Source organism: Enterobacter hormaechei ATCC 49162, from assembly GCF_001875655.1.
In the GTDB taxonomy this organism is placed as follows: domain Bacteria; phylum Pseudomonadota; class Gammaproteobacteria; order Enterobacterales; family Enterobacteriaceae; genus Enterobacter; species Enterobacter hormaechei.
The window spans coordinates 851,340-877,977 of record NZ_MKEQ01000001.1; the positions used below are offsets into that span (position 1 = coordinate 851,340).

31 protein-coding genes are annotated in these 26,638 nt (G+C 54.7%); 11 read left to right on the forward strand and 20 right to left on the reverse strand.

The annotated features are described in order from the left end of the window. Positions 1–35: 35 nt before the first annotated feature. Entirely contained in the window at positions 36–818 is a 783-nt protein-coding gene (locus tag BH712_RS04230; RefSeq protein ID WP_006809022.1) for an MBL fold metallo-hydrolase, read from the reverse strand. A gap of 125 nt (positions 819–943) precedes the next feature. Here BH712_RS04230 and BH712_RS24520 point away from each other — a divergent pair, with 125 nt between their 5' ends. Then, positions 944–1,084, forward strand: coding sequence for a hypothetical protein (locus tag BH712_RS24520; RefSeq protein ID WP_003857665.1), 141 nt, complete (start codon positions 944–946; stop codon positions 1,082–1,084). 57 nt (positions 1,085–1,141) lie between these two features. On the opposite strand, the gene BH712_RS04240 is transcribed toward BH712_RS24520, so the two are convergent. Continuing rightward, positions 1,142–2,548: a DUF1996 domain-containing protein gene (locus tag BH712_RS04240; protein ID WP_032673510.1), complete on the reverse strand. Its 1,407-nt coding sequence runs from the start codon at positions 2,546–2,548 to the stop codon at positions 1,142–1,144. A 144-nt stretch (positions 2,549–2,692) separates the two neighbouring features. Next, positions 2,693–2,860 (reverse strand): hypothetical protein, encoded by a 168-nt coding sequence (locus BH712_RS24870; RefSeq protein ID WP_032653328.1) that lies wholly within the window; start codon positions 2,858–2,860, stop codon positions 2,693–2,695. A 245-nt stretch (positions 2,861–3,105) separates the two neighbouring features. On the opposite strand from BH712_RS24870, the gene BH712_RS04250 reads away from it, so the two are divergent. Genes BH712_RS04250 through BH712_RS04265 form a run of 4 tightly spaced genes read left to right on the forward strand, consistent with a single transcriptional unit; the run spans position 3,106 to position 6,169 of the window. After that, entirely contained in the window at positions 3,106–3,936 is an 831-nt protein-coding gene (locus BH712_RS04250; protein ID WP_045284239.1) for an ABC transporter substrate-binding protein, read from the forward strand. A gap of 1 nt (position 3,937) precedes the next feature. Next, positions 3,938–4,753 (forward strand): amino acid ABC transporter ATP-binding protein, encoded by an 816-nt coding sequence (locus tag BH712_RS04255; protein WP_006809026.1) that lies wholly within the window; start codon positions 3,938–3,940, stop codon positions 4,751–4,753. Next, positions 4,753–5,499, forward strand: a complete 747-nt coding sequence (locus BH712_RS04260) for an amino acid ABC transporter permease (RefSeq protein WP_006809027.1) — start codon at positions 4,753–4,755, stop codon at positions 5,497–5,499. Before BH712_RS04255 ends, BH712_RS04260 begins: the two co-directional genes overlap by 1 nt. Beyond that, positions 5,483–6,169, forward strand: coding sequence for an amino acid ABC transporter permease (locus BH712_RS04265; protein ID WP_006809028.1), 687 nt, complete (start codon positions 5,483–5,485; stop codon positions 6,167–6,169). Before BH712_RS04260 ends, BH712_RS04265 begins: the two co-directional genes overlap by 17 nt. Here BH712_RS04265 and fumD read toward each other — a convergent pair. The 4 genes from fumD to BH712_RS04285 all read right to left on the reverse strand — a co-directional run bounded on the left by fumD (position 6,150) and on the right by BH712_RS04285 (position 8,992). Beyond that, positions 6,150–6,359 carry a fumarate hydratase FumD gene (gene fumD, locus BH712_RS04270; RefSeq protein WP_003857676.1) on the reverse strand — a complete coding sequence of 70 codons (210 nt, stop codon included), beginning with the start codon at positions 6,357–6,359 and terminating at the stop codon, positions 6,150–6,152. The two genes, BH712_RS04265 and fumD, sit on opposite strands and share 20 nt — an antisense overlap. Before the next feature lie 108 nt (positions 6,360–6,467). Then, complete coding sequence (locus tag BH712_RS04275) at positions 6,468–7,280, reverse strand: MetQ/NlpA family ABC transporter substrate-binding protein (protein WP_003857677.1); 813 nt, start codon at positions 7,278–7,280, stop codon at positions 6,468–6,470. Between the two features lie 28 nt (positions 7,281–7,308). Next, the gene (locus tag BH712_RS04280) at positions 7,309–7,977 is read right to left on the reverse strand and encodes a methionine ABC transporter permease (protein WP_006809030.1); all 669 of its coding nucleotides are present in this window, start codon (positions 7,975–7,977) and stop codon (positions 7,309–7,311) included. Beyond that, positions 7,970–8,992, reverse strand: coding sequence for a methionine ABC transporter ATP-binding protein (locus tag BH712_RS04285; RefSeq protein ID WP_006809031.1), 1,023 nt, complete (start codon positions 8,990–8,992; stop codon positions 7,970–7,972). Before BH712_RS04285 ends, BH712_RS04280 begins: the two co-directional genes overlap by 8 nt. 195 nt (positions 8,993–9,187) lie before the next feature. On the opposite strand from BH712_RS04285, the gene ynhH reads away from it, so the two are divergent. From ynhH to lpp, 3 genes are all read left to right on the forward strand, one after another. Continuing rightward, on the forward strand, positions 9,188–9,484 hold the full coding sequence (gene ynhH, locus BH712_RS25365; RefSeq protein WP_420890490.1) for a protein YnhH: 297 nt from the start codon (positions 9,188–9,190) through the stop codon (positions 9,482–9,484). A gap of 7 nt (positions 9,485–9,491) precedes the next feature. Next, the gene (pykF, locus tag BH712_RS04290) at positions 9,492–10,913 is read left to right on the forward strand and encodes a pyruvate kinase PykF (protein WP_006809033.1); all 1,422 of its coding nucleotides are present in this window, start codon (positions 9,492–9,494) and stop codon (positions 10,911–10,913) included. Positions 10,914–11,225: 312 nt separating this feature from the next. After that, positions 11,226–11,462, forward strand: a complete 237-nt coding sequence (gene lpp / locus BH712_RS04295) for a murein lipoprotein Lpp (RefSeq protein ID WP_001082307.1) — start codon at positions 11,226–11,228, stop codon at positions 11,460–11,462. Between the two features lie 60 nt (positions 11,463–11,522). Here lpp and ldtE read toward each other — a convergent pair whose 3' ends face one another. The 9 genes from ldtE to BH712_RS04345 form a co-directional block, all read right to left on the reverse strand. Beyond that, complete coding sequence (gene ldtE, locus BH712_RS04300) at positions 11,523–12,536, reverse strand: L,D-transpeptidase LdtE (protein ID WP_006809034.1); 1,014 nt, start codon at positions 12,534–12,536, stop codon at positions 11,523–11,525. A 97-nt stretch (positions 12,537–12,633) separates the two neighbouring features. Further along, entirely contained in the window at positions 12,634–13,050 is a 417-nt protein-coding gene (sufE, locus tag BH712_RS04305; RefSeq protein ID WP_006809035.1) for a cysteine desulfuration protein SufE, read from the reverse strand. A 14-nt stretch (positions 13,051–13,064) separates the two neighbouring features. After that, positions 13,065–14,285: a cysteine desulfurase SufS gene (gene sufS, locus BH712_RS04310; RefSeq protein ID WP_006809036.1), complete on the reverse strand. Its 1,221-nt coding sequence runs from the start codon at positions 14,283–14,285 to the stop codon at positions 13,065–13,067. Then, positions 14,282–15,553, reverse strand: coding sequence for a Fe-S cluster assembly protein SufD (sufD, locus tag BH712_RS04315; protein ID WP_006809037.1), 1,272 nt, complete (start codon positions 15,551–15,553; stop codon positions 14,282–14,284). Before sufD ends, sufS begins: the two co-directional genes overlap by 4 nt. Further along, on the reverse strand, positions 15,528–16,274 hold the full coding sequence (gene sufC / locus BH712_RS04320) for a Fe-S cluster assembly ATPase SufC (RefSeq protein WP_006809038.1): 747 nt from the start codon (positions 16,272–16,274) through the stop codon (positions 15,528–15,530). The genes sufD and sufC overlap by 26 nt, the downstream gene beginning before the upstream one ends. Positions 16,275–16,283: 9 nt before the next feature. After that, positions 16,284–17,774, reverse strand: a complete 1,491-nt coding sequence (gene sufB, locus BH712_RS04325) for a Fe-S cluster assembly protein SufB (RefSeq protein ID WP_006809039.1) — start codon at positions 17,772–17,774, stop codon at positions 16,284–16,286. An 8-nt stretch (positions 17,775–17,782) separates the two neighbouring features. Further along, a complete protein-coding gene (gene sufA / locus BH712_RS04330; protein WP_003857741.1) occupies positions 17,783–18,151 on the reverse strand; it encodes a Fe-S cluster assembly scaffold SufA in 369 nt (122 codons plus the stop codon). A 321-nt stretch (positions 18,152–18,472) separates the two neighbouring features. Beyond that, a complete protein-coding gene (locus BH712_RS04340) occupies positions 18,473–19,201 on the reverse strand; it encodes a MerR family transcriptional regulator (protein WP_032673512.1) in 729 nt (242 codons plus the stop codon). A gap of 188 nt (positions 19,202–19,389) precedes the next feature. Beyond that, the gene (locus BH712_RS04345) at positions 19,390–20,610 is read right to left on the reverse strand and encodes a diguanylate phosphodiesterase (protein ID WP_006809041.1); all 1,221 of its coding nucleotides are present in this window, start codon (positions 20,608–20,610) and stop codon (positions 19,390–19,392) included. Between the two features lie 338 nt (positions 20,611–20,948). Here BH712_RS04345 and ycgZ point away from each other — a divergent pair, with 338 nt between their 5' ends. The 3 genes from ycgZ to BH712_RS04360 are packed head-to-tail and all read left to right on the forward strand — an operon-like array spanning position 20,949 to position 21,821. After that, the gene (ycgZ, locus tag BH712_RS04350) at positions 20,949–21,188 is read left to right on the forward strand and encodes a regulatory protein YcgZ (protein ID WP_032673513.1); all 240 of its coding nucleotides are present in this window, start codon (positions 20,949–20,951) and stop codon (positions 21,186–21,188) included. A 4-nt stretch (positions 21,189–21,192) separates the two neighbouring features. Next, positions 21,193–21,513, forward strand: a complete 321-nt coding sequence (locus BH712_RS04355) for a hypothetical protein (protein WP_006809043.1) — start codon at positions 21,193–21,195, stop codon at positions 21,511–21,513. Between the two features lie 29 nt (positions 21,514–21,542). Further along, positions 21,543–21,821 carry a biofilm/acid-resistance regulator YmgB/AriR gene (locus BH712_RS04360; protein WP_003857748.1) on the forward strand — a complete coding sequence of 93 codons (279 nt, stop codon included), beginning with the start codon at positions 21,543–21,545 and terminating at the stop codon, positions 21,819–21,821. 97 nt (positions 21,822–21,918) lie between these two features. On the opposite strand, the gene BH712_RS04365 is transcribed toward BH712_RS04360, so the two are convergent. Genes BH712_RS04365 through BH712_RS04380 form a run of 4 tightly spaced genes read right to left on the reverse strand, consistent with a single transcriptional unit; the run spans position 21,919 to position 26,636 of the window. Beyond that, a complete protein-coding gene (locus tag BH712_RS04365) occupies positions 21,919–22,578 on the reverse strand; it encodes a helix-turn-helix transcriptional regulator (protein ID WP_006809044.1) in 660 nt (219 codons plus the stop codon). A 41-nt stretch (positions 22,579–22,619) separates the two neighbouring features. Next, positions 22,620–23,132, reverse strand: a complete 513-nt coding sequence (locus BH712_RS04370) for a fimbrial protein (RefSeq protein WP_006809045.1) — start codon at positions 23,130–23,132, stop codon at positions 22,620–22,622. An 11-nt stretch (positions 23,133–23,143) separates the two neighbouring features. Then, on the reverse strand, positions 23,144–24,091 hold the full coding sequence (locus BH712_RS04375; protein WP_006809046.1) for a fimbrial protein: 948 nt from the start codon (positions 24,089–24,091) through the stop codon (positions 23,144–23,146). A gap of 1 nt (position 24,092) precedes the next feature. After that, complete coding sequence (locus BH712_RS04380) at positions 24,093–26,636, reverse strand: fimbria/pilus outer membrane usher protein (protein ID WP_006809047.1); 2,544 nt, start codon at positions 26,634–26,636, stop codon at positions 24,093–24,095. Positions 26,637–26,638 lie beyond the last annotated feature (2 nt).

Genomic DNA, 26,638 nt, shown 5'->3' on the forward strand with positions numbered 1-26,638 from the left:
TCGCGATCACACTCGTAAAATTTAACCACCGTGACTTAGCGGAGACAAGCAATATATTTCTGGCCCGACCGCTGCACGATCTCATCTGCGTTCGCCGAAATGTTTTGCCCCTCAAAGGCCCCGTACAGGCGCTGGTACGTTTTCCCTGTCAGTCGGCTGGTCACCGACTCCACGGTGCGGGCAGGCAGCGGCAGCATATTCGGATAACTCCACATAAACGACACGGCATCTTTACCGGGCGTGACCTGTAAGATATCCCCGGCCAGCAGTACGCCATCGCCTGACTGCCAGTGCAGCACCGTGCCGCCTGCAAAATGTCCGCCCAGTCGCAGCAGCGTCACCGACGGCATAATCTCCAGGGCATCTCCCTCCCAGAAGCGTATCGCCGGGCTGTCACGCATCACCCAATGCCGGTCGCTCGCGTGCAGATAAATCGGAGCGTTAAACGCGGCCGCCCACTCCTGCATGGTGGTGTAGTAATGCGGGTGCGAAATCGCAATGGCACAGATACCCCCGAGCGCATTGACTAACGCTCTGGTCGCCGGATCGAGGTTGGCGATGCAGTCCCACAGAATATTGCCCTGCGGCGTACACAGCAGCAGTGCCCGCTGGTTGATGGCAAAAGAGGGAACGGTTTTGATGCTGAACAGCTGCGGCTCCAGCTGTTGCCATTTGTTGGTATGCGTGGCCGTAAGACTGTCGAAATCCGTCCACGCCTGGCCCGTCACCGGGACATACTGCCGCTCATCATCGCAAATGGGGCAGTTGTCAGGCCGTTCATCGTAAGCGGTACCGCAGGTTTTACACAGAGTAATCATCGGCTTTCCTCAGCAATTAAGCAGTGAGTATGGCAGGGATTATCCATATGTGCTGCGGGGTGCCTGGCCCGCTTTTTTTGACTTATACTGTGCCGGTATCAAAAACTGAATAACGCAGGTGGCACATGGAAATTGATCTCGATAACTTAGTCTTTAACGGGCTGGATGAAGCAGAAGAACGTAACGCAGAACGTCTCGACGACGCAGATAAAAAAGCCCAGGCGATTGTCGCCGATGACGACTGCGGCGATGCCTGCAAGATCTGACGAAAAAGCACCGGATGCCCCGGTGCTTTTTTTATGAATGCCTTTTACAACCCGTCATCAGATCTCCGGCGTTTTGCTAAAGCCGGTCAGCATCAGGATCAGGCTTTGTGGCGAAGAAGCTGACTCAAACTGATAGTGGTTCCCCTGCCGATCGCCGCCGATGTACCACGAAATTTCGGTTTTCCCTTCTGCCAGCGCCTTGCGCACGGCTTTATCCACATCCACCATCCGGTATTCGCGGGAGTGGTTCAGGTAAAGCACTGCATCCGACCGATAGTTACAGGACGGTCGCGACTGCCAGCTCACGGTAGCCGGATCCCAGTCGTTGCTTGCCGGATAGAAGAAAATTTGGTCCGCCCCGTTGGTTTCCACTTTCCCGCCATAAATCCGCACGCGATATTTAAACTGGGCTGGATCCTGTCCGGCTGGCAGCGGAGGAATGTGGAACTTCACCAGCGACAATGTTTCGCTGTTTTTTGTCCGTCCGCCGTTCTGCCAGTTATCCTGCACCAGTAAGACCTGAGGTTCAGGCTGTGAAAGGGCGGGTTCCATACTGCTGAGCCAGACGTTGGCCTTCGCTTTTGAATAACCATACGGCACGGTAGTGCCGCAATCCATTCCGCGGTTCATGCACAGGTCGGTCATAAAGCGCGCGGCATCTTCCGTCCAGCCGTTCATGAAGTCAGCATGCGCCGTATACAGGCTCCCCCACCGCTCTTCCCGCTCACTGCCATGCATGATGGGGTCGAGGGAAAGCTGGGCTTTGCTGGTATCCAGAGAGCTGATGGTCGGGAGCACGTACGCGATATTCATGTTCACCGTCGGGATTTTCACCGGGAAGGCGGACGGGCACTGTCCTTTCGTGTCGTAGGTGGCGTTAGTCAGGCCGTGGGCGGGCTTCAGGTTGACCCCGTCCCAGCAGTTCGGGAATTGAATCCCGATATTAAACTGCACGGCATCGTTCGCCTTGCGCAAACCGCAAACTTCGCCCGTTTTGTTGGTGTAGCCCCGGCCATTGGCGCATAAGAAGGTGATATGAGGGTTCGGCGCGGTGCCGTGGTGATCGCCCGCCAGCAGCGACAGCCCCGCCGGGAACGGGTGCAGCGGCCAGGCGTCTACGTTGGATGCCTGATAATACGTTTTTTGATAGGCGGGTTTGACCACCGTTCCGTCCGGCAATTTCAGCGACGGAGCCCAGTAGGCTGAGCTGTCTGCTTTGTTATCGCAGGTGGTCTTTTCCTGATTACGCAGCGATTCACGGCTGGAGTAAGCATCCGTGTGTACGTTACCAAAAAAGTCATGGAGCATGGCCTCGTTGGGCATGCCGTACATCATAATGGCGTCATCGCCGAGGGTGTGGGAATAACTGCAAACAACATGCGCCTGCGGCCCAGCGTGTGCCGCCTGCATGGCAAGCAGAAGTGCGGTGGCAGAAAGCGCGGGGGTTAATACTGTCCGTTTCATTATCATCTCCATCTGTGAAAGGAGATAGTGGTAACAAAACGGCCATCATTTACCGAGGATTAGCCTGGGTATTTTTCCCCTTGTCCTTGCTTTACAGACACCACGCACAGTTCATTCCAGTACATTTCGCGCATCCGGCGCAGTTCAGCGTGACGTTTTATCATGGAACCACTCCGGGTCGATGTTGGCTACGTCCACGCCATACAGGCTGGCGACAGGCAGTATTGACTCAAGAACACGTTGCGCGCTGTTCTCCGCATTCACTGGTCGGGGCGCAAAAAACCGCCGTAACGTGCTTATCCATTTTTTCATCGTCATTACCCTTCTCGCTTAACCTGTCCTCAGTTAAACACCCAATTTGCGCCCGGGGGAAATATCAAAATCCACTGTCGATGTGCAGGATCTGCAAATAGCGCCCCGCCGTCTGCTCTCTTCTTTAACACCTTGTTCAATCATGCTTTTTTTCTCATAGCAAAGAACGATTTCTTATTTGGCGATAGCTTTCCTTTATGGGAGCGTAACGGGGTAAAACAAAAACAACGGGATGGCGTATGACTATGGCTGCAAAAATGAAAGGGTTTAAAAAACGGGCGCAGGTGCTGGGATTAGTGGCAGCCTGGGGCCTGGTTTCAGCGCAGGCGCAGGCCGATCGGCTGGCGGATATTAAGGCAGCAGGCGTGGTGAAAGTGGCCACGTTTGATGCCAATCCACCCTTTGGCTCGATTGATGCCAAAACACATGAGATCGTGGGTTACGACGTGGACTTCGCCAAAGCGCTGGCGAAATCGCTCGGCGTAAAGCTTGAACTGGTCGCCACCAATCCGGCTAACCGTATTCCACTGCTACAGTCCGGAAAGGCGGATCTCATCGTGGCGGATATCACCATCACCCCGGAACGCGCACAGGTCATTGATTTCTCGACGCCTTACTTCGTCACCGGCCAGCAGTTCCTGGTTCCGGCAAAATCACCGGACAAGCTTGATGACTATAGCCGGGCACGCATTGGCGCCGTCAAAGGTACGACGGGTGAACAGGCGCTGCACCAGCGTTTTCCGCAGTCCCGCGTCCTCTCTTACGATGACATCCCGCTGGCGCTGACGGCACTGCGCAATGGCAACGTGCAGGCCATTACCCAGGACAGCACCATTCTGGCCGGTCTGCTGGCGCAGGCGCCGGATAAAGCCGACTTCAAAATCCTGCCCGACCTGCTCAGTAAAGAAGAGATTGGCGTGGGGGTGAAAAAGGGTGAAACGGCGCTGCTGAAAGCCGTTAACGATGAGCTGGTAAACCTGGAGAAAAACGGCCAGGCGGCAAACATCTATGACGTCTGGTTTGGTCCAGGCACCCCTGCTCCACAGCCTCGTAACTTTAAAATAGAAGCCCGGTAATATGCTCTCAGGTTTATTTTCACACTCCGCGGCCAATGCCGCGGATTTTTCACGTCTGGAACAGGCCAGCGTTGAGTTTCGCCATGTGGACAAACGCTACGGCGACCATCCGGTTTTAACCGACATTAACCTCACCATCATGCCGGGTGAAGTGGTTGCCATTCTCGGCCCTTCGGGTTCCGGAAAATCGACCCTGATTAGGCTTATCAACCAGCTTGAAAGCCTGAGCGGCGGGGAGATTCTGGTCGACCACAAGCCGACCGGACAGCTATCCGGCAGCAGGCTACGTCAGTTACGCAGCCGCGTCGGGTTTGTGTTCCAGCAGTTCAATCTCTATGCCCACCTTACCGCCAGCCAGAACATCACCCTGGCACTGGAGCACGTTCACGGCTGGAAACCCCTGCCCGCCCAGGCGCGCGCGCTGGCGCTGCTGGAGAAGGTCGGCATGCTGGAGAAGGCGCACCGCTACCCCGCTGAACTTTCCGGCGGACAGCAGCAGCGCGTGGCGATTGCCCGTGCTCTGGCCTCGTCGCCGCAAATCATTCTCTTTGACGAGCCGACGTCGGCACTCGACCCGGAGATGATTGGCGAAGTGCTGTTTGTGATGAAAACCCTCGCCCACAGCGGGATCACCATGATTGTCGTCACCCATGAGATGCAGTTCGCCCGGGAAATTGCCGATCGAATCGTCTTTATCGACGGCGGAAAAATTCTGGAAACCGCGCCCCCGTCGCAATTTTTCAACCAACCGTCGCATCCCCGTGCGAGGCGGTTCCTGCAAAAAGTGCTGGATCCGCTGCATCAGGAGCAACTGTAATGCCCGCTCTGGACTGGCAGGGGGTGCTGGCCGGACAGCCCCTGCACTGGATCCTCTCCGGATTTCTCACCACTCTGTGGGTGACGCTGGCGGGGATTATGCTGGCCAGCCTGCTCGCCTTGTTCTTTATGCTTTTGCGGCTTTCCGGGGGACATATCGGGACGTCGATCGTCAGCGGCTGGGTATCGCTGTTTCGCAATACGCCGCTGCTGGTACAGCTGCTGTTCTGGTATTTCGCCGCCTGGAACGGGTTGCCGCAGGGGCTGCGTGAGGCGGTGAACGCAGACCACAGCGGGTCCATTTTGCCCGGTGACGTCTGGTGGTTTACGCCCGAGTTTTTATGCTCCGCCTGGGGGTTAGGCGTATTTACCTCGGCGTTTTTAATTGAAGAAGCCGAATCGGGGCTGCGTTCCGTGCCTGCCGGGCAACGGGAGGCGGCGCTCGCCCAGGGATTATCTTCATGGCGTCTGTTTCGCTACATTCTTCTGCCACAGGGACTCGCTAACGCCTGGCAGCCCGTCGTCGGCCAGTACCTTAACCTGATGAAGCTCTCCTCACTCGCGAGCGGGATTGGCTTCGCCGAACTGACCTACCAGGTTCGCCAGATAGAAAGTTACAACGCCCATGCCCTGGAAGCCTTCACCGTCGGTACGGTGCTCTACTTGCTTACCGGGATGGTGTCGGGAAGCGTGCTGGTGCGCCTCGGCCCCCATTCAGGGAGGAAAAATCATGATCCCCGGATTTAACGTTATTGTCGAAAACCTGGATTATCTGCTTTGGGGACGGGCGGCTGCGGGAGAACCCGGCGGCGTACTGCTCTCACTGCTGATGGCCGCAGGCGCCGCCGCGCTTGCCCTGCCCGGCGGGATTGTGCTGGCTTGCGTCGCCTGGCGCTATCCCGGCGTGGTGCGCAGTGCGCTGTTTGCGTGGGCAGAGTTAATTCGCGGGATCCCCCTGATCTTCGTAATATTCTGGATGTGGTATCTGCTGCCGCTGATAACCGGCAGGGATCTCCCGGGCGCGACGACCGTCACGCTGGCGCTGGCCTGGTTTACCGCGGCTGCGGTGATGCATTCGGTGTTAGCCGGACTGAGAGCACTACCGTCGGGCCAGAATGAGGCCGCGCTTTCTCAAGGGTTCAGTACGCAGCAAACGCTGTGGCGCGTGCTGCTGCCGCAGGCGCTGAGAAATATTCTGCCGTCGCTGGTGGGGATTTTTATCAGCCTGCTGAAGGATACGTCGCTGGCGTTTATCGTGAACGTTCCTGAACTGACCACGGTGGCGGGCCAGGTCAACAACCGGGTGCAAATTTACCCGGCGGCCATTTTTATCTTCACGGGTGTGATCTATTACCTTCTCTGCTGCTCGCTTGAGCTGCTCACGAAGCGCTGGCGCGTTAGCCAGCCAGCGCTTTAACCACCGTTTCCATCGCTTTGGTGGTCAACTCGCTGCGCTTAACGCGCTGGTTCGCCAGCGCGGTACGCAGTACGCCCGCAATGACAATATGTTTCGGCTCCTGCCCTAAATCACGCATTTCGAGAACGACCTTGCCTACCACCCGACACATCTCCTGGTACAGCGCTTCGTCTTTGGTCACATTGCCCATTGCCATCACTCCGTTGCCCTAAACCGTCAGCTTAAATCATTCGTCGGCTGGATACAAAAAAGAAGCCCGGCGCGTGGTTCGCCGGGCTTCGTCTGAAAAATCAGAGAATTAGTTGTTTACCGGGATGACCGCGCCTTTGTATTTGGTGCGGATCCAGTCCTGGATCTCTTTGGAGTGCAGCACGTTCACCAGCGCGACGATATCCTTCTTCTTCTCGTCACCGCGATGAACAGTAATGATGTTGGCGTACGGGTTATTCTCACCGCTTTCAACTGCAATCGGGTCGTGCACCGGATCCAGACCGGCGTCAATCGCGTAGTTGGCGTTGATCACCACCGCAGCCCCTTCGTCGTTGTTGTACATCTGCGGCAGCAGAGACGCTTCCACGTTTGGCGTGAATTGCAGTTTTTTCGGGTTTTCCACGATATCGCTGATGCGCGCGGTCACTTTATCAATGCCTGGCTTCAGCTTGATCACGCCCTCTTTTTCGAAGATGGAGAGAATACGCCCTTCCTCGGAAACCGCATCACGCATGATGATTTTCCCGCCTTCGGGCAGATCCTTCAGCGATTTGTATTTTTTCGAATAGATACCGATCGGCTCAATGTGGATGGCGCCCGCGCTGACAAAATCATAATCCTTATCGCCCGCGTGATCTTTCAGCACGCTGTTCAGGTAAGGAATGTGCTGGAAGTAGTTGGCGTCAATGTCATGCCCCGCCAGCGCCGTGTTTGGCAGAATGTAGTCCTGGAATGGTTTAATCTCCAGATCGATACCCTGCTTCGCCAGGATCGGCTTAGCCTGCTCCAGAATTTCCGCATGCGGGGTGTTGGATGCGCCCACGGTCAGGGTGTCGGCCCAGGAGGCAAAGCTCAGGGCGCTCAGGGTTGCGGCGGCGATCAGCGTCAGTGTCTTTTTCATGATGATGGTTCCTGTGTGTTATTAGAGATTATCTTTTGTCTAACAGTGAAGTAATGACATCGCCGCAGAACTGGATAATGAAAACGATGATCAGAATGGTCACCGTTGCCACCAGCGTGACGTCACCATGGTTACGCTGGAAACCTTCCAGGTAAGCCAGATTTCCCAAACCGCCGGCACCTATCACCCCTGCCATTGCGCTGTAGCTCACCAGTGCAATTAGCGTCACCGTCATACCTGAAACCAGTGCGGGTGAAGATTCCGGCAATAAAACCCGAAATACTAACGTGCTCAGCCGTGCGCCCATCGAACGCGTGGCTTCAATGACCCCTTTATCCACCTCACGCAGGGCGATCTCGACCAGACGGGCGTAGAACGGCGCCGCGCCCACAATCAGGGCGGGCAGCGCAGCGTTAACGCCAAGAATGGTCCCCACAACGGTCTTGGTGAACGGGATCAGCAGGACGATGAGAATGATGAACGGAATCGAACGGAACACGTTCACCACAATCGACATCACGCTGTAGACCGTGCGGTTGTGGAATAACCCGCCGCGGGCGGTTAAAAACAGCGCCAGACCGAGGGCGATCCCCAGAACAAACGTCGCCACGCCCGAAAGCGCCGTCATGTAGAGCGTCTCCTGGGTTGCAGCCCAAAGCTGATCCCACTTCAGGTGCGGAAAGAGTTCTTCAGCCATGCTTGATTACCTCGCCTTCAATATCGCTTTGCTTCAGGTCGGCGAGGATATTGTTCAGTTGTTCTTCAGATGCCACCACGTGCACCCAGAGCTGCCCGAAAACACCGTGGGCGGTTTGCGTCATTTTGCCGTGCAGGATGTTAAACGGCAGGCCGTAGCGCAGCGTTAATTCCCCGACAATCGGCCTGTGCGTACTGTGTCCGGTAAAGGTCAGCCTGATGACCGTGCCTTCCAGATCGTTTGCCAGTTCGGTATTGAAGGTCTCTTCCTCCGCGTACTGGCTCACCTGGCGGACAAACTGCCGGGTGATCGGCTGCTGCGGATGGGTGAAAACGCTCAACACGTCCCCCTCTTCCACCACCTTACCGTTCTCCATCACCGCCACACGGTCACAGATTTTGCGCACCACATGCATCTCATGGGTGATCAGCACGATGGTCAGATTGAAACGACGGTTAATGTCCAGGAGCAGATCGAGGATCTGATCGGTAGTCTGCGGATCCAGCGCCGAGGTGGCTTCGTCACACAGCAGCACGTCCGGATGATTGGCCAGCGCGCGGGCAATCCCCACACGCTGTTTTTGCCCGCCGCTCAGCTGCGACGGGTAGGCATTTTCGCGCCCCTTAAGGCCGACCAGCTCCACCAGCTCGGCAACACGGGCCTGTATTTTCGCTTTTGGCACCCCGGAAATTTGCATCGAAAAGGCGATGTTTTCCTTCACCGTGCGCGACCACAGCAGATTAAAGTGCTGGAATACCATGCTGATTTTCAGACGCGCCTGGCGCAGCGCTTCTCCCTTTGCGGCGGAGATATCCTGGCCGTTAATGGTGACGCTGCCGGTGCTGGGCTTTTCCAGGCCGTTCAGCAGGCGGATCAGCGTACTTTTCCCGGCCCCGCTGTAACCGATGATCCCGTAAATCTGTCCCTGCTCTATCGTCAAATTGACGTTATCAACGGCTGTCAGCGCCTGCTTCCCGTTGTCAAAAACCTTCGAAATATTGCTGAGTACGATCATTCTTATTCGTTATCCGTTTCGCATATAGCGGTTTAGCAGTATGGATGTCCAAATGATAGTAAACAGCCGTTATCAGCTTTTAAATGACCAAAAAAGAATTTCATATAACGCTATGGAATAAACAGTGAACGGGCGGGCGTTGAGCCTGCCGTCATAAGATGACATTAGGCCTTAACGCCTTGATAACAAACTTATGTGAATCTGCACAGATTGTTTTTGAAACGCTGTTTCCATTTTCCTTTTTACTGTAAATCAGCGTATAATGCGCGCCAAATCCCTGGTGAATGGTTTCAGCGCTTGGAATACAAAAAACAACGTACAACTTCTCCTCTCCTTCGTTGGGCTGGCACTCAGGCACACTTTCTTCTGCACGCTCATTTGATGTCACCTATTCTTAGTGCGTGTCATATACGCTTTCGCAACACAGGTTTGACTCCGCGGCAGTGCGCCCCCGGAGCGAGATTTCCATATCCTTCCCAACTTAAAGACTAAGACTGTCATGAAAAAGACGAAAATTGTTTGTACTATCGGCCCGAAAACCGAATCCGAAGAGATGCTGACCAAAATGCTGGACGCTGGCATGAACGTGATGCGTCTGAACTTCTCCCACGGCGACTATGCTGAACACGGTCAGCGTATCCAGAACTTGCGCAACGTGATGAGCAAGACCGGTAAAAAAGCGGCTATCCTGCTCGACACCAAAGGTCCTGAAATCCGTACTATCAAACTGGAAGGCGGTAACGACGTTTCTCTGAAAGCGGGCCAGACCTTTACCTTCACCACCGACAAATCCGTTGTAGGTAACAACGAAATCGTTGCTGTGACCTACGAAGGCTTCACCAGCGATCTGTCTGTTGGCAACACCGTGCTGGTAGACGATGGCCTGATCGGCATGGAAGTCACCGCGATCGAAGGTAACAAGGTTATCTGTAAAGTGCTGAACAACGGCGACCTGGGCGAAAACAAAGGCGTTAACCTGCCGGGTGTGTCCATTGCGCTGCCAGCGCTGGCTGAAAAAGACAAGCAGGACCTGATCTTTGGCTGCGAACAAGGCGTGGACTTCGTTGCTGCGTCCTTTATCCGTAAACGTTCTGACGTGGTTGAAATCCGTGAGCACCTGAAAGCGCACGGCGGCGAGAACATTCAGATCATCTCCAAGATCGAAAACCAGGAAGGCCTGAACAACTTCGACGAAATCCTCGAAGCGTCTGACGGTATCATGGTGGCGCGTGGTGACCTGGGCGTTGAAATCCCGGTTGAAGAAGTGATCTTCGCGCAGAAGATGATGATCGAGAAGTGTGTTCGCGCGCGTAAAGTGGTTATCACCGCAACGCAGATGCTGGACTCCATGATCAAAAACCCACGCCCTACCCGCGCTGAAGCAGGCGACGTGGCGAACGCCATCCTCGACGGTACCGATGCCGTTATGCTGTCTGGTGAATCTGCAAAAGGGAAATACCCTCTGGAAGCGGTCAGCATCATGGCGACCATCTGTGAGCGTACCGACCGCGTGATGAAAAGCCGTCTGGATTACAACAACGACAGCCGTAAACTGCGCATCACCGAAGCCGTATGCCGTGGCGCGGTAGAAACCGCTGAAAAACTGGAAGCCCCACTGATTGTCGTGGCGACCCAGGGCGGTAAATCTGCGCGTGCCGTGCGTAAATATTTCCCGGATGCGACCATTCTGGCGCTGACCACCAATGAAACCACCGCGCGTCAGCTGGTGCTGAGCAAAGGCGTGATCCCACACCTGGTGAAAGAAATTGCGTCTACCGATGATTTCTATCGTCTGGGTAAAGAAGTGGCTCTGGAACTGGTTAATTGTGGCCTGGCCCAGAAAGGCGACGTGGTAGTTATGGTTTCTGGCGCGCTGGTTCCAAGCGGCACGACCAACACTGCATCTGTCCACGTGCTGTAATATTTCACGAACAAATTATTGTTTTGTTAAAAAGCGTCCTTCGGGGCGCTTTTTTTATTCCCGCCTTTAACCAGAACTATTCAAAAAGCAAATCGGGTTTTTCTATTTAATTGCGACTTATCTAAGATGAATCCGATGAAAAATGCCTTTTTTAACATAGCTTTTTCGTCAAAATTGCCGATTTCGTTGCTTCTTTGAGCGAACGATCAAAAATAGGCGTAATCCCATCAAAAAAATATTCTCAACCCAAAAAACTTTGTGTAATACTTGTAACGCTACATGGAGATTAACTCAATCTAGAGGGTATTAATAATGAATCGTACTAAACTGGTACTGGGCGCGGTAATCCTGGGTTCTACTCTGCTGGCAGGTTGCTCCAGCAACGCTAAAATCGATCAGCTGTCTTCTGACGTTCAGACTCTGAACGCTAAAGTTGACCAGCTGAGCAACGACGTGAACGCAATGCGTTCCGACGTTCAGGCTGCTAAAGACGACGCAGCTCGCGCTAACCAGCGTCTGGACAACCAGGCTACTAAATACCGTAAGTAATAGTACCTGTTAATAAAATGGCGCACATTGTGCGCCATTTTTTTTGCCTTCGTCAAACCCCTACTGAAGCACTTTCTCTTCCTCGCCTTCCGTCACCGCCGCTGAGACACGACTGTTCTGAACTGACTGGACAGAATTGCTGGCTGACAAACCCTTGCCTGCTGAAACGGCAACCGGGATCCCCGCTCTGCGCGTCAGGGCTTTATCGATCAGCGTTTTATCGCTACCTGATTCCGCTGCAAAGGCGGTAAACGCCGCCGAGTGCGTGAACGGCACCGTCTGCGGGTTTTCGCCCTCAGCCTGCGCCAGCGGCCTGTGCACCTCGATATACCGTTTGCCGTCCGGCTCCACGGAGAACTTCACCGGCTCATTGATGATCTGCACCCGTGTGCCGACGCGCACGTGTTCAAACAACGCTTTAATATCTGGCGCGTTCATTCGCATACAGCCGGAGCTGACCCGCAGCCCTACGCTGTCCGGGGCGCTGGTGCCGTGGATAAGATATTCCCCATTCCCGATGCCCAGACGCAGCGCATAGCGCCCCAGCGGGTTATTTGGCCCTGCGGGTACTACCGGCGGCAATTTAATGCCCTGTGCCAGTGAGCGCGCTCTGATGCCCGCTGTCGGGGTCCAGGTAGGATTAGGGATTTTCTGACTCACACGGGTCGTGCTGACCGGCGTTTCCAGTCCAAGCTGACCAATACCCAGCGGATAAACCTGCACAATATTTTCACCAGGCGGATAAAAATAAAGACGCAGCTCCGCCAGATTCACCACAATACCTTCGCGCTCGGTGTCCGGCAGTAGCATCTGGGAAGGAATGGTAATGACGGTACCTGGCGCAGGGTTCACCGGGGCAATGGTATTATTGGTTTCAAGGATGAGCTGTGCTGCGGTATTAAACCGACGGGCGATAGACTGAAGTTTATTGTCACCTTCCTGAATGGTGTACGTCTGGTTTTGCCCAATCAGGCGGCTGCCTGCGGGCGGTAAAGGATAATCAACCGCCCTGGCTGAATTAACAGCACTGAGCGAACCAAGGAGTAATAGAGTTATTAGAGACGCGCGCTTCATGCTGAGATTCCTTATTCACTGACCAAACGTCAGAAAGCTGAAAAACCAGCGAGGTGGAAACCACCCCGCGAAACAGAATGAATGCTGTTCTGTCAGTTTAGCTAAGGATTGCGGCTTTGGCGCGGATGGCGCGGATCATCGCTTCCAGCCCCTGGGATCGGGACGGGGTGAGGTGCTGGGTTAAGGCCATTTTTTCAAACCACGGGCGGACGTCAAAGGCGACAATATCCTGCGCCGACATCCGGTGATAAAGAATAAATACGACGGCAATAAGACCCTTCACAATGGCGGCATCACTGTCGCCCTGTAATTCGATGACACCCTCTTCCGTCTGCTGCATCTGGATCCAGACCTGGCTCTGACAGCCCTGGATAATGTTATCCGGGTTATGCGCCTCTTCGCTAAGCGGCGGCAGGCGCTGGCCCAGTTCGATGATATACAGGTATTTCTCTTCCCAGTTTGCGCAACGCCCAAAGTTGCGCAGCAATTTATCTCTGTCCGGCAAATCTGCCATCTCTCGCCTCTCCGTTAGCCAAGCAGCTGGTGAATACGTTTTAATCCCGCCACCAGTCTGTCGACCTCTTCCGTTGTGTTGTACATCACCAGCGATGCGCGGCACATAGCCGGTACCTGATAATACGCCATCAGCGGCATCGCGCAGTGATGCCCGGTACGCACGGCGACACCGTAATTATCAAGGAAACTGCCCACATCATAGGCGTGATGCTTGCCGAGGTTAAAGGCTATCACACCCAGACGGTCAGCCGGGCCATATAAGGTCAGATCCGGGACGCTGGCAAGCTCCTGCAAGGCATACTGCATCAGCTGCTGTTCGTACTCCTGAATCGCCGCCAGCCCCGTTTCAGAGACGTAGCTAATGGCTGCGCCCAGCCCGATGATCCCGCCCGTGTTTGGCGTACCCGCCTCGAAGCGCCAGGGCGCACGAGCGTAAGTTGTTCCTTCCGTCAGGCTGACGGTGGCGATCATTGACCCGCCCCCTTCCCACGGCGGCATGGCCTGGAGAATGTCCTCTTTCACATAGAGCACGCCGATGCCCGTCGGGCCATAAAGCTTGTGCCCGGAGAAGACGTAGAAATCGCAGTCCAGGGCCTGAACGTCGACCGCATGGTGCATCACCGCCTGGGCGCCATCAATCAGCACTTTCGCACCGGCCTGATGGGCTTTGTCGACGATCAGCGCCACCGGGTTTTCCGTCCCCAGCACGTTTGAAACGTGGGTGACCGCCACCAGCCGCGTCCTGTTGTCCAGCAGGGCATCCAGCTTCTCAAGCTGGAGCGTGCCGTCGTCGTTCAGGGGGATCACCCGCAGTTGCGCTCCTACACGCTCACAGAGCATCTGCCAGGGCACGATGTTGGCGTGGTGCTCCATCTGGGTGATGATGATGTTATCCCCCGCGTGCACCTGCGCATTGCCCCAGCTGTTGGCGACCAGGTTGATCCCTTCGGTGGTGCCACGCACGAATACCAGCTCTTCCGGCGAACGCGCGTTGAGAAACGCCGCAACCTGCGTACGCACGTTTTCCATGCGCTGGGTCGCCTCGGCGCTCAGGGTGTGGATCCCGCGATGTACCGCCGCATAGCCGCGGCGGTAAAACTCGGCTTCCGCATCCACCACCTGATTCGGTTTTTGCGCGCTGGCCGCACTGTCGAGATAGGCCAGCGGCAGACCGTTCACTTCACGGGTCAGTACCGGAAAATCTGCCCGGACTTTCTCTACGGGAAATGTCATGCTTCGCCTCCAGGCAGCCGCTGGCCGATACGGGCCAGCACCTGCTGTTTAAGTCCGCCATCGGACAGCGCTTCCGTCAGCTCCGCTGCAAAGGCGTAAATAATCATCTTTTGTGCGGCCTGCTGGTCTATCCCGCGCGAGCGCAGGTAGAACATCTGCTCATCGTCAATACGCCCGACCGTCGCGCCGTGGCTGCATTTCACGTCGTCCGCGTAGATCTCCAGCTGTGGTTTGGTGTCCACCTCTGCCAGACGCCCCAGCAAAAGGTTGTTGTTGGTCATCTGCCCGTCAGTTTTGATGGCGTGCTGCGCCACGTTGATCAGGCCGTTGAACACCGCTCGTCCTTTGTCGCTGACGATGGTTTTGTGCAGCTGACGGCTGTTGCAGTAGCCTTTGTTATGCTCAAGCCAGGTGCGCGTGTCGCACACTTCTGCCTTCACCGGCATCGCGAGGCTGTTTATACGCAGCGTGGTGTTCTCACCGTTCAGCTGGGTACTGGTGTTGTGGCGTAGCACCGCGCCGCCGAGCAGGAAGCTGTGGCTGTACGCCGCGGCATCCTGGCCCAGCAGAATATCGTTGTGGGCGAAGTGGTGGCTAAGCGGATTCTCAAACGCCAGCTTAATATGATGAAGCTGGGCATTGGCCGCCACGTTCATCGTCAGTCGCGAACCGGTAAAATGGCGGATGTCGTTAAGGCTGACGTAATGTTCGATCACCGTCGCCTCTGCCCCCTCTGCCAGCTCAAGATGGTGGCGATAGTGGGCGGTGTTGATCTCATCCCCCTCAACGCCCTGGGTGATATGCATCAGCAGCAGCGGTTTCGCCGGGCGCTGGTTACGCTTAACGCGAATATGGGTGACAGACTGCGACAGGCTCTCTGTCAGGTGCAGGAAAACTTCAGGCTGAACGGGCGCAGTCAAGGACTGGCGTTCATCGTTAATGGCGATATCAAAACCGCTCTCCTGCACGCTGTCGCTCAACTCCGCACGGAACTGGCCATCGACAAACACCAGACGCACGGCATCCACGCTCAGCGCCAGCGCATCGCGCTGGCCGGGGCTGACCTGCGCCAGACGCGTGACGAACTCGCCGTTCAGCAGGCCATCCAGCGGCGTGTATTTCCAGTTCTCATGTTTACGCGTCGGTAAACCGAGACGCAGCATCTGCTGGAGATGGTGCTGGGCCTGTTCAGAACGCGATTGCCCCTGCGTTTCAAACAGCCGGTGCCACTGCTGGAGTGCATTACTGCTGTTCGGTAAGCCAGCCATAACCCTGCTCCTCCAGTTGTTTAACCAGCGTAAAGTCACCGGATTTCACAATGCGTCCCTGGTAAAGCACGTGGACATAGTCCGGTTTGATGTAGTCCAGGATTCGCTGGTAGTGCGTCACGATGATAAATGAACGGTTGCCGTCACGCAGGGAGTTCACCCCGTCGGCAACGATCTTCAGGGCATCGATATCCAGCCCTGAATCGGTCTCATCGAGAATGCACAGCGCTGGCTCCAGAACCGCCATTTGCAGAATATCGTTACGTTTCTTCTCACCGCCCGAGAAACCCACGTTTACCGAGCGGGTCAGCAGATCTTCCGGCATCTTCAGCAGTTTGATCTTCTCTTCCATCAGATCCTGGAAGTCAAAGCGATCCAGCGCCTCAAGGCCGCGATACTTGCGCACCGCGTTCAGCGCGGTTTGCAGGAAGAACTGGTTGCTGACGCCCGGAATTTCCACCGGATACTGGAAGGCCATAAAAATGCCTTCACCGGCACGTTCTTCCGGCGACATCTCCAGCAGATCTTTGCCATTAAACTCAACGGAGCCGCTGGTGACTTCGTAATCTTCGCGTCCTGCCAGCGTCGCTGAAAGCGTACTTTTCCCGGAGCCGTTTGGCCCCATGATGGCGTGAACTTCACCCGGTTTAACGTCAAAATTGAGACCACGCAGGATCGCTTTCTCTTCAACGCTGACCTGTAAATCTTTAATGCTTAACATGTGCTTTCCTTAACCGACGCTGTGTTCAAGACTAATGGCGAGGAGTTTCTGGGCTTCAACGGCAAATTCCAGCGGCAGTTCAGAGAACACGTCCTTACAGAAGCCGTTAACGATCATTGAAATCGCATCTTCTTCACTGATCCCGCGTTGCAGGCAGTAGAAAAGCTGATCTTCACCGATACGCGACGTGGTGGCCTCATGCTCAAGCTGGGCGCTGTTATTGCGGCATTCGACGTACGGGAAGGTATGCGCCCCGCAGTCCGCGCCAATCAGCATGGAGTCACACTGGGTGAAGTTACGCGCGTTGGTGGCCGTCGGCATGATTTTCACCAGCCCGCGATAGCTGTTCTGGCTGTGACCGGCAGAGATCCCTTTGGAGATGATGGTCGATTTAGTGTTTTTACCGATGTGGATCATCTTGGTGCCGGTATCGGCCTGCTGATGTCCGCTGGTCAGCGCCACGGAGTAAAACTCACCGATGGAGTTGTCACCGCGCAGAATACAGCTCGGGTATTTCCAGGTAATGGCGGAGCCGGTTTCTGACTGCGTCCAGGACATTTTGCTGTTTTCGCCTTCGCACAGCGCGCGTTTGGTGACGAAGTTCAGAATACCGCCGGTATTGCCGTCGCCCGGGAACCAGTTCTGCACCGTGGAGTATTTCACTTCCGCGTCTTTATGGATGATCACCTCTACTACCGCCGCGTGCAGCTGGTAGCTGTCGCGTACCGGCGCTGAACAGCCTTCGATATAGCTGACGTAGCTGCCTTCATCCGCCACCAGGATGGTCCGTTCAAACTGACCGGTTTTCTCTGCGTTAATGCGGAAATAGGTCGATAGCTCCATCGGGCAGCGTACGCCTTTCGGCACGTAGATAAAGGTGCCATCTGACGCCACCGCCGCATTCAGTGCCGCGAAGAAGTTATCGTTACTGGGGACTACGGTGCCGATGTACTTTTTCACCAGCTCAGGGTGATCGTGAATGGCTTCGCCAAAGGAGCAGAAAATAATCCCCTGCTCCGCCAGCTTTTCACGGTAGGTGGTTGCCACTGAAACGGAGTCAAAAATGGCGTCTACCGCCACCTCTTTGCCTTCACGCACGGGTACGCCGAGCTGATTGAACGCCTCTTCCACCTCTTTACTCAGGAAGCTGTTCTCGGCACCGGTTTGCTGTACCGCGCCGGGCTGCGAGGCGCAGGTATCATCACAGCTGCCGCAGGAGGGCGCGGAGTAGTAGCTGTAATCCTGATAGTTCAGCTTATCGTAATGCGCTTTCAGCCAGTGGGGTTCTTCCATCTCCAGCCACGCGTGGAATGCGCTCAGGCGAAACGCCAGCATCCACTCCGGCTCGTTACGTTTGGCCGAAATGGCGCGAATGACATCTTCGTTGATGCCTTTCGCCAGCTCATCGGTTTGCAGCTGCGTGAAGAACCCCTCTTTATAGTTGAGGTGTCCGCCGCCCCAGGTGTTTACATCACTTGTTGCTTCAGTATTACGAGACATAGTACCGCCTATACCCCAAAGCTTTCGCCGCAGCCACATTCGTTCTGGGCTTTCGGGTTATGAAATTTGAATAACTGGTTTAAACCTTCCCGAACATAGTCGACTTCGGTTCCATCGATAAACGGCATAGCCTGTAGCGCGACGTATAACTTTGCTCCGTCGGTTTCAAAGACCAGATCGTCCTTTTCAGGTTCGGTTACGGTGTCCAGCACGTAGCCAAATCCCGCGCAGCCAGTCTGCTTAACGCCTAAGCGTACGCCGAGGATGTCGGGATTTTTCGCCACCAGCTCATGAATGTGCGCCGCCGCCGCGGGCGTCAGCGTTAAGCCACGCCAGGCAAAATCGGCCGGATTGAAGGTTTCTGAATGCAGTTCCATAGGTCCACCTCATCTGATAAGCCACCAGGGCATAACACCATGTTAGTGATAACGATTATCACTTCAACCCCCTGCGAGCAGGGGCTTTGGGCTAAACCGCCCTTTTTGGCTACTTTCATTAAGCATAGACCCTGTGACGGGATGCGGATGGGAGGGTTAAATTTGTTCAATGCATTGATAAATAATGCATTTAATAAGAAATGACTGAGTGGGTCGCGCAATAAGAAAAATTGTATTGAAAATACCTATTTTTAAGATAGCTATCTTCCGATAAGAAAGTGGACGCGAAAAAACAAAAAGGCCCTGACGGACCCCTTAACATCAGTGGTGGAACGAAACGGCGAAGCCCTGCTCACGCCAGTGATCGAGCTGTTCCTGCTGGCGAGGTGTAGGTGCTTTACCGGTCCAGACGAAGATTTTTTGCCCGGGGAAGAGTTCCGGACGTGGAGAATCAATCGGCTCAGCCAGCACGTCGATATGCCAGCCCTTGTAGGCAAGGCGGGCCGCTTCCAGCCACAAATGCGTCCGATCGTCGCACTCCCAGCCGACCAGCAGCGCATCTTTACCTGCTTTTTTTCGCGATTCAACCAGGCTTGTCACGGCAAACTCAATCAGGACACCGTCGAGCAGGCTCGCCATATGGCGCACCGTATTCTGATCCTGGTTCATTCGCTGTCGCACAGGGGTGATGATGTTATCTATCAGAACATCCATCGCATGGTCACGGCGGAACTCGCCGATTTTGGCGCGCAGTTTTGCCGGGTTGGCATAGCGCAGAACGGTTAACATCTCTTCCTGAAACGATGCCCAGTTCCCCTGAGTCATCACTTCTGTGTTTTCAAGAAGCGCTTTTACTTTACCGACCGACACACCTGTTTTCATCAGGCGCTTGATCTCTTCTATACGCAGGATATCTTCATCGTCAAACTGACGATGACCCCCTTCGCTTCGCTGCGGCTTCAACAATCCATAACGGCGCTGCCAGGCACGCAGCGTAACGGGGTTGATACCGCATCGTTCGGCCACTTCGCCGATACTGTAATAGGCCATTAACTCCCTCACGCACAATACTTCCATACCTAACCAAACCAACCTTATCAGATTGTACAAATCATTTGTATAACTAACTCCTCGTTCTGAGACAAGTGAATGGCCCGAAGAACCACTCACTCGTTAATGTATTGTTGTATAAATTTAGCGATACGTACAGGTCACTCTTTAGAGTTACGTACAAGTTTTTAAAAATCGAACTTTTTCTCGGGCCAGGCAATCGCCGGAATGCCCCCAAGACGTGGGCTGGCGAACAGGTGTCCCTGGAACTGAGAAATCCCGGCAGACTCCAGCCACATCCACTCTTCAGCCAGCTCCACACCGACCGCACAGAAGAGAATTTCCAGAGATGCACAGCATTTGATGATCGCCTGCACGATAGCCTGCCGCGGGCCGCTCTTGTGTACGTTGGCAATCAAATCGCGGTTAATCTTGATTCTGTCCGGCTGGAATTGGGCCAGCAGTTGCAGACCGGCGAATCCCGCACCAAAGTGATCGATGGCCACGCTGATACCGGCGCTTTTTAGCTGTCTGACCGCGCTGGTGAACTCTTCAAAGCGCGAGATCGCCTCGCTCTCGGTAAACTCGACCACGATCTGCTCCGGCACAAACCCGTTCGCCTCAATTGCCGTGAGTAAAAAATCGACGGCGCCAGGCACATTGACCAGCGTCATCGGCAGCAGATTAATGGACAGCGTTTGAGTCTGAAGGCCCAGCGCGCTGGCCATCGACAGAGCCACCTGCTTACTCTTCAGATCCGATTCGTACAGCGCCTCACGCGGCAGGTTTGCAAAATACTTTTCAGGGGACTCACCCGAAGGCGTGCGGATCAGCGCTTCCCAGGAAACGACCTGCTGCATAAACGGGTCGACGATGGGCTGAAATGCGAAGCTACAGTCCGCCCCCTTTGCCACTACCGTCGGCTGGGAGGATAACGGCGTGTTTTCGGTGACAAATTCCCAGGCGTCAGCCGGGGGCAGCTCAAAGTAGTTGGCTTTTTCCGTGGCTTCGACGAAGGTGCGGAAAAATTGCAGGGCGCGATCGTTATAGGTCAGCTGATAGCGAGTTGTGCCTTTATCGAGAACCTGTTGCAGCACTTCGTCGGTGTCGTACTGACGAAGGTCAAACAGCTCCATACCGACGTTGCCAAAACGCCTTGAAGGACCATGATCGCTCAGCAATTCGACCACGTTGTGATGCCGTGGATCGCGGCAGATGAGCTGATAGATCTCCTTAACGTTTTCAGCGGGCCCTTCAAGTAACTGAAAAAAGTGTGTGCCGTTAAACAGCAAAATCCCCGTCACATCGGACTGGCGATTTCTACAATTTGCAGCAGCGACCATATCTTCCAGCGCTTTCACTGGAACGTCATCGCAGATATGACTGCGGTAAATGATGGTTGTGAGCATGCTAATCCTGAAGATTGAGGGGGTGACCACGCAAACACGTGGGGAGACTTCTGTTATAGCACATTAATTGCCCAACAAATAATTTACATCTCAACAATTTAGACGGCTTTCTGGCGCCGTTTTGCGGCGTGTACAACTCTGGGACGTCGTGTCGGATTGTACAATATATCCTGTGAATTCCGCAGTAAATTGTATACATATAACCACCTGAAAAATAAATATTTTTAAAATATATTATAAAATATTTAAAAAATTGTACATTTTGAATGTACAGATTTGAAAATTATGTATACCTTAATTGTAACGTTACTGATTACGAAATTTTACAGGAGCGAAACATGCAGCAGAACGGTCACCTCGCAGACTCATCAACCGCGATTGCGCAGTACTTCGAAAAAGCCGCGCTTCCTACCCAACAGGAAACATTGGGTCAGGTTGTTGTTGAAATCCTTAGCGATGGGCGGAATCTGAATCGCAAATCGCTCTGCACAAAACTGTTAAGTCGCCTTGAAAAGGCCAATGGCCCGGAAGAGGAACATCATTATCACATGCTGCTTGGCCTGCTCTTCGAACGTTAATGTTATGAGCAGCAGTGATGCAGACAGACTGATCGACCAGCTTATTGGAGAAGCCACTCTTTCACTTTTGAAGGAGCGCGGTCCCGTGACGACCGAGGGATTGATTCAGCGTCTGCGTAACATGCAAGCCTGTGAAACGGATCCCCAGCGGCGGGAGACATTAGCGAAGGTGATAGCTGAAATCAGCGCTGACACGATCGCTTTCAAAGGTCGCAGAACCGCACAGGGACGAATACAGAGAAAGGGATTTCTCAAAAATAACCGAGACAATGTAGTGCCGTTATTTGGAAATGGAAAACCGTCCGATCCCAAAAAGATACATTGACTACAACTTTACAGCTACGGTGAGAACAAATGAGACAAAATATTCAGCTTCAACCCGAATATCACTCCGCCTTTTTAGATAGCGCGTTGTCGGAGTATTTCCGTCACGCAGGCGATCGTTTTGCTGAAGAGTCTGCCATTTTTTCGACTGCGGTTCGTTGCGTACTTGCTTCCGAAGGTCATCTGACCAACAAAGCGATTATTCTCTGGCTGATCCAGACGCTGGAATCCACCGATGATGTCGTTAAGGCGGACGTGATCCGCAAGACGCTGGAAATTGTCGTCGGCTATACCATGGACGATCTTTAACGCCTCTCTCTTCGCATCTCTGCGGATAGCGTGTCATCGTCAATGGTGTTCAACAGACTGACGATGACACGCCCTCTCTCCCATAACACCCTGTCAGTCATGCACACTGAATGTGTTCTGCATAATTATTTTCCAGGTAATCGCGTAGCAGGTTCGGTCGGCTCTTTTTCGCCATCAGCCTTCTCAGCAGTACGATCAGCTCGTAATCGCTTCGCAGATTAAATTTCTGCATCATCATATATTTATGGGTAAAGACCGTTTTTTCGCTCATCTTCAACGCGTTCGCGGTCTGCACTACCGACAGCCCACGGTAAAAATTGACCATAATACGCATTTGTTGCCGGGATAACCCTTTATGCTGGCAGTCGAAACAGGTCTTTTTATTCCACGTGTAACCCGGTAATTGCGTCGCGTACCACGCGATAAACAATAAGCCGCTTATACGATCAAGCGATGCACGGCGCGGAATAAAAACGATGTCCTGATAGCAGGAGGACAGTGCCGAAAAGCGCTGCTCATCGTCGACGAGTCCTATCACAATCCCTTTTTGCCGGGCCAGTAACTCGGGAAAACAGGTCAGCGTTTCACCCTGACATAATGAAAGAACAATAATATCGGCCTGACTGACGTTCTCATTGGTCAGGCCCAGGTGAAATGTGATGGAGCGATGAAAGTTATGCTTAAAAAAATCCTCGAAAAAGTGCTGCAACCCAGCCTGAAAAAACAGATCCGTTTCCTGAATCAGAATATTTAACATAGTTCACACCAACGTCTTTAATAAAGGCTTATCAACGGCACTCAGTTGTACTGCATTGTCATTACCACAACAGCACTGATGCTTCCCGGCGTGGCGCCACCCGCTATCGATTTTACCGAGGCCTGCATCGCCATTGTCGCCGTTCTGTCCGCGGCAATGGTCTGGGTCATGCTGGAGCCTGTTCCTTTAAGCGCACCGGTTTGGGCATCACGCATGGCTATCGCCACGTGCGTGGCCGAACCGCTATTCATAAAATAGTCCGCGCCCGCCACGGGATCGGGGCTGCCGGTGAAAGAGACAGTCACACTCTGCGTTCCGGTTGGGCATTGGGTAAACAGCAGACTAAAAGGCACCGGATCCGATGTTGAGCCAGGCGTCGCCATATTGGTTGCCTGAATATTGCCCAGGTTGACATCGAGGCTGTTACTCCCGCCATTAAATATGCACGGCGACGCCACGATATTTCCCGTCACGCCTATGCTGACGCTGTCAGCGGAAAAACCCTTCCCGCTGAATAAGGCAAGTAACAGCAGTATCCTGCATCTTATTTTCATCTTCTTACCTGCTACTGATAGGTCAAATTAAGGGTGGCGGAGGCATTCGCTGAACCTGACTCTACGCGAGACAACGTCTGGTAATAACGGGCCGTTAATGGCAATGTCTCTTGCCCCCCGGCGGACTGTCGCAAGAAAAGTCGGCTGTTCATCACCAGCGGCGCACCGTTATAGATAAGCTGCACCCCTACCCCTTTTGCGGTGCCGGCATTACCCTGCCCGGTTAAGGCCATCACGCTGGTATTGGCGCTGTCCGGATTCTGTATTCCACTGAGCGAGACCGAAATATTGGTTCCGGCAGCGCAGGTTAAGCCCAGGTTTTGCGTATTCTGTGCCCCCGTCGGCGTGGTGCCCACCACGGTGCCGAACGCCGAGACGGGAATATCTCCGATCGGAAACGTAAGCTGTGACGTATTCACCGTGCACGCCAGAGCATTGATGGTGCCGGAGGTGAGCTGCGTGGTCAGACCGTCACGGTAGAGACCGTCGCTTCCCTGAAGCGTCACGACGCCTATCACCCCCGGGGTTAACGCCCCCGATGACACCGGGCCAGTCACCACCAGCTCAATGCGTCCGCCGTACCAGTCCACATAGGAGGTCTGAGCGTTGTATGAGAACGTATTACTCGGGTTTTCAAAATAGTTGTTGGAAGAAAAGCGTATCCCTATCCCGCTGACGTTCGTGTTGTAGACATGGTTGCCGTAGCTGCTCAACGTGGCGCTGTTGTAGCGCATGCTGAATCCCAGCATCAGCGGATTAGTGCATCCGGTAAGATAGGAGCCTGTGGCTGACGCCGCGCCGGAAAATACCACCGTACCGACAGGCGCATCGCGCTGCACGTTGATGGTCCCCACGGACAGGGTGGAAAGCTGTGGGGTGATGGTGGTGCAGGTTCCGGCACGCGCCATATTTCCCGCCGCAAGCAAACAGAGCAGCAACATCGCGTTTAGATATTTCATGTTAGCGTTCCTGACGGCAGGTAGCGCGCATATCAGCGATCCCACCGAACGTTGAGTGTTTCGGCAGCGTGAAATCAGCGCGGCATTGCTGGCTGGATTGACTCCCCCATGTCGCGACTAACGTTCCCTGCTCGCGCATACCGGTTAAATAGACCTGACCGCGATCGCCGACAATAAAACTGCCGCTGTCATCACCCACAAGGGTGACCACCGCCCCAAACGGAACGGCGCGGTCGTTGTCAGTTAAGGTCATCAGCACCCGGCGTCCTGACTTCGGAAGATAATCGGCTCTCACCACCGCCCCCCGCGTCGGCGTTACCGTGCGGGTGTTGATCTCCAGCTCGACATCGTCCGGCATATTTTCCGGGTCGAGGGTGAGATCGTTTTTGCGGTAGACAGAAAGGTTGCTCACGACCGTATAACCGCGAAAATCTGTCCGAACACCGGGCTGATTGCGGATATCCACGCCGTGGGCGCCCGGCGCTTTGATTAAGACGTTGGTCTCCCCCAGCGGCTGAGAGAGCGTGATGCCATCAGCATGGGCGAGAATGCCGCCTTGCAGGCCATAATTCAGGCGTTCACTGTTTTTGTCATAGCCATATCCCGCCGTGAATTCGCCATAGGTGCCTCTGTAGTCCGCGTTAACGTTGCCGGTATAGCCCACACCCTCTGTGCCGTAACCCTGCTGCACGTTCCAGTTCAGGGCACGGTTCTCAAGCGCCACCCCGTTGAGGCCGACGTTATGCGTCGTCCCGTTATTTCTGCTGGCGTTCATGCCATAGTTAGCCCATGTCTGCGGCAAAAATTTATCCAGCGGAATGCTGACGTTGAGCGCCAGCAGTTGGTCGTGGTCTGCGTTTTTTTGGCTGTCGCGCATCTCTGACCCCGAGCGGACATTTTTGCTGTAGGTCCATGTCAGGCCATAGCTGATGTTGTGCCAGTAGTTGCTATAGCCGACGCTCCACGAAGCCATCGACTTACCGTCATTCCAGTAATCTTCCCGCGCCGCACTGAGGGTGAGCGCGCCCAGGTTGCCCCCCAGCGTCTGGCTCATCGTCAGCTCGGCACGGTTACGCCGCCTGTCCTGAAGCGCGCTGCTGTCGCCGTACGAATCGAGTACGTCCTGCATCCCGTAATAGCCGCGGGTCGAGTAGCGATACCCGGCAATCGAAAAGTTTGTCCCGGTATTGATAAAATTTTTGCTGTATCTGGCCCGCCACGACTGACCGCTTGTTTTCGCGGCATGCTCCGGCGTTGACCAGCCCTGAGTGACGTCAGCGGATATCGCCCCGAGATCGCCCATGTTTTTGCCCATCCCCAGGGCCGCCGACTGGTATTTATCTGCCCCCTGGACGCCGCCATAGAGCGTGATGCCGTGGCGGAAGCCGTAAATTCCGGTCAATTGCCCGAAGGGAGTTTTCTCCACGCTGCGGTTATAGGCGCGATACTGCCCGGCGGTAAGGGCGTATTTCAGACGCCCCTCCCGTTGCAGGACCGGCAACGAAGCGTACGGCAGGGTAAAATGTTGTTCGCTGCCATCGGCTTCGACGATCGTCACATCCAGATCGCCCGCACCGCCGGTGGGGTACATATCCGCGATCTCAAACGCGCCCGGCGCCACATAGCTTTGGTAGATTTGATAGCTATTCTGACGTACCACGACCTGCGCATTAGTACGCGCAATACCGCGGACCACCGGCGCATACCCTTTCAGGGAATCCGGCAGCATATCGTCGTCGGAGGCCAGCTGGACGCCGCGAAACGGCATGCTGTCAAAGACATCGGCAGGCGCGGAACTGTCCCCGAGGGTGAGCTGGGCTTGCAGGGGAATAATGGCGCGCTGCATCCAGGTGTAGACGTTATCCCACTTATCCTGGCCGGACGCATCGCGGGACCAGGTGGTGTAGTTGCGTAGCCGCCAGGGGCCGACGTTGATCCCCGGCCGCAGGTTTGCATACTGGCTGTCGCTGCGGGAGCCAGCCCCGCTTCTCGCCCGGCTGTTCGCGCCGCTAAGGCTGTAGTTGAGCATGGCCGCAGTGATGCCTTCATCCCACATGTCCGGTGGAACGTAACCTCTGGCAGGCAGGTCAATGGCCGCCTGTGGAATGCTGATCGCCAGACGCTGGGCGCCAAACTGGAAGTCTGCGCTGGCCTGTGGAATCGCCTTGAGATCTGCGCATTCACCTTGCTCAGCGGCGAGCTGTGGGAAAAGCGCCGTTTTCACGCCCCACGCGTTTAACTGCCCGATACTCAGGCACGGCCGCAACGTTTCCCCGCCGTTAGCATCTTTCACTGCCATGAAACGAATATCACGTGTTTCCAGTAGCCGATCGTCAAGAATAATATCAACGTGGTATGTCCCGGGTGCCTGCGAGCCGGATTCAAAGGCAGATAAATCCGCTTTTCCCATTCCGGGGTTATCCAGCTCTACCAGTTCTGTATTAAAGGTCTCAGTGGCATACAGTGCGGGAGAGACACCAGCAAGCGCGAAGGCAATAAAAATTGCCAGGGGCGCAGGCTGCATTGTATTAAATGCCGTTGTCATGA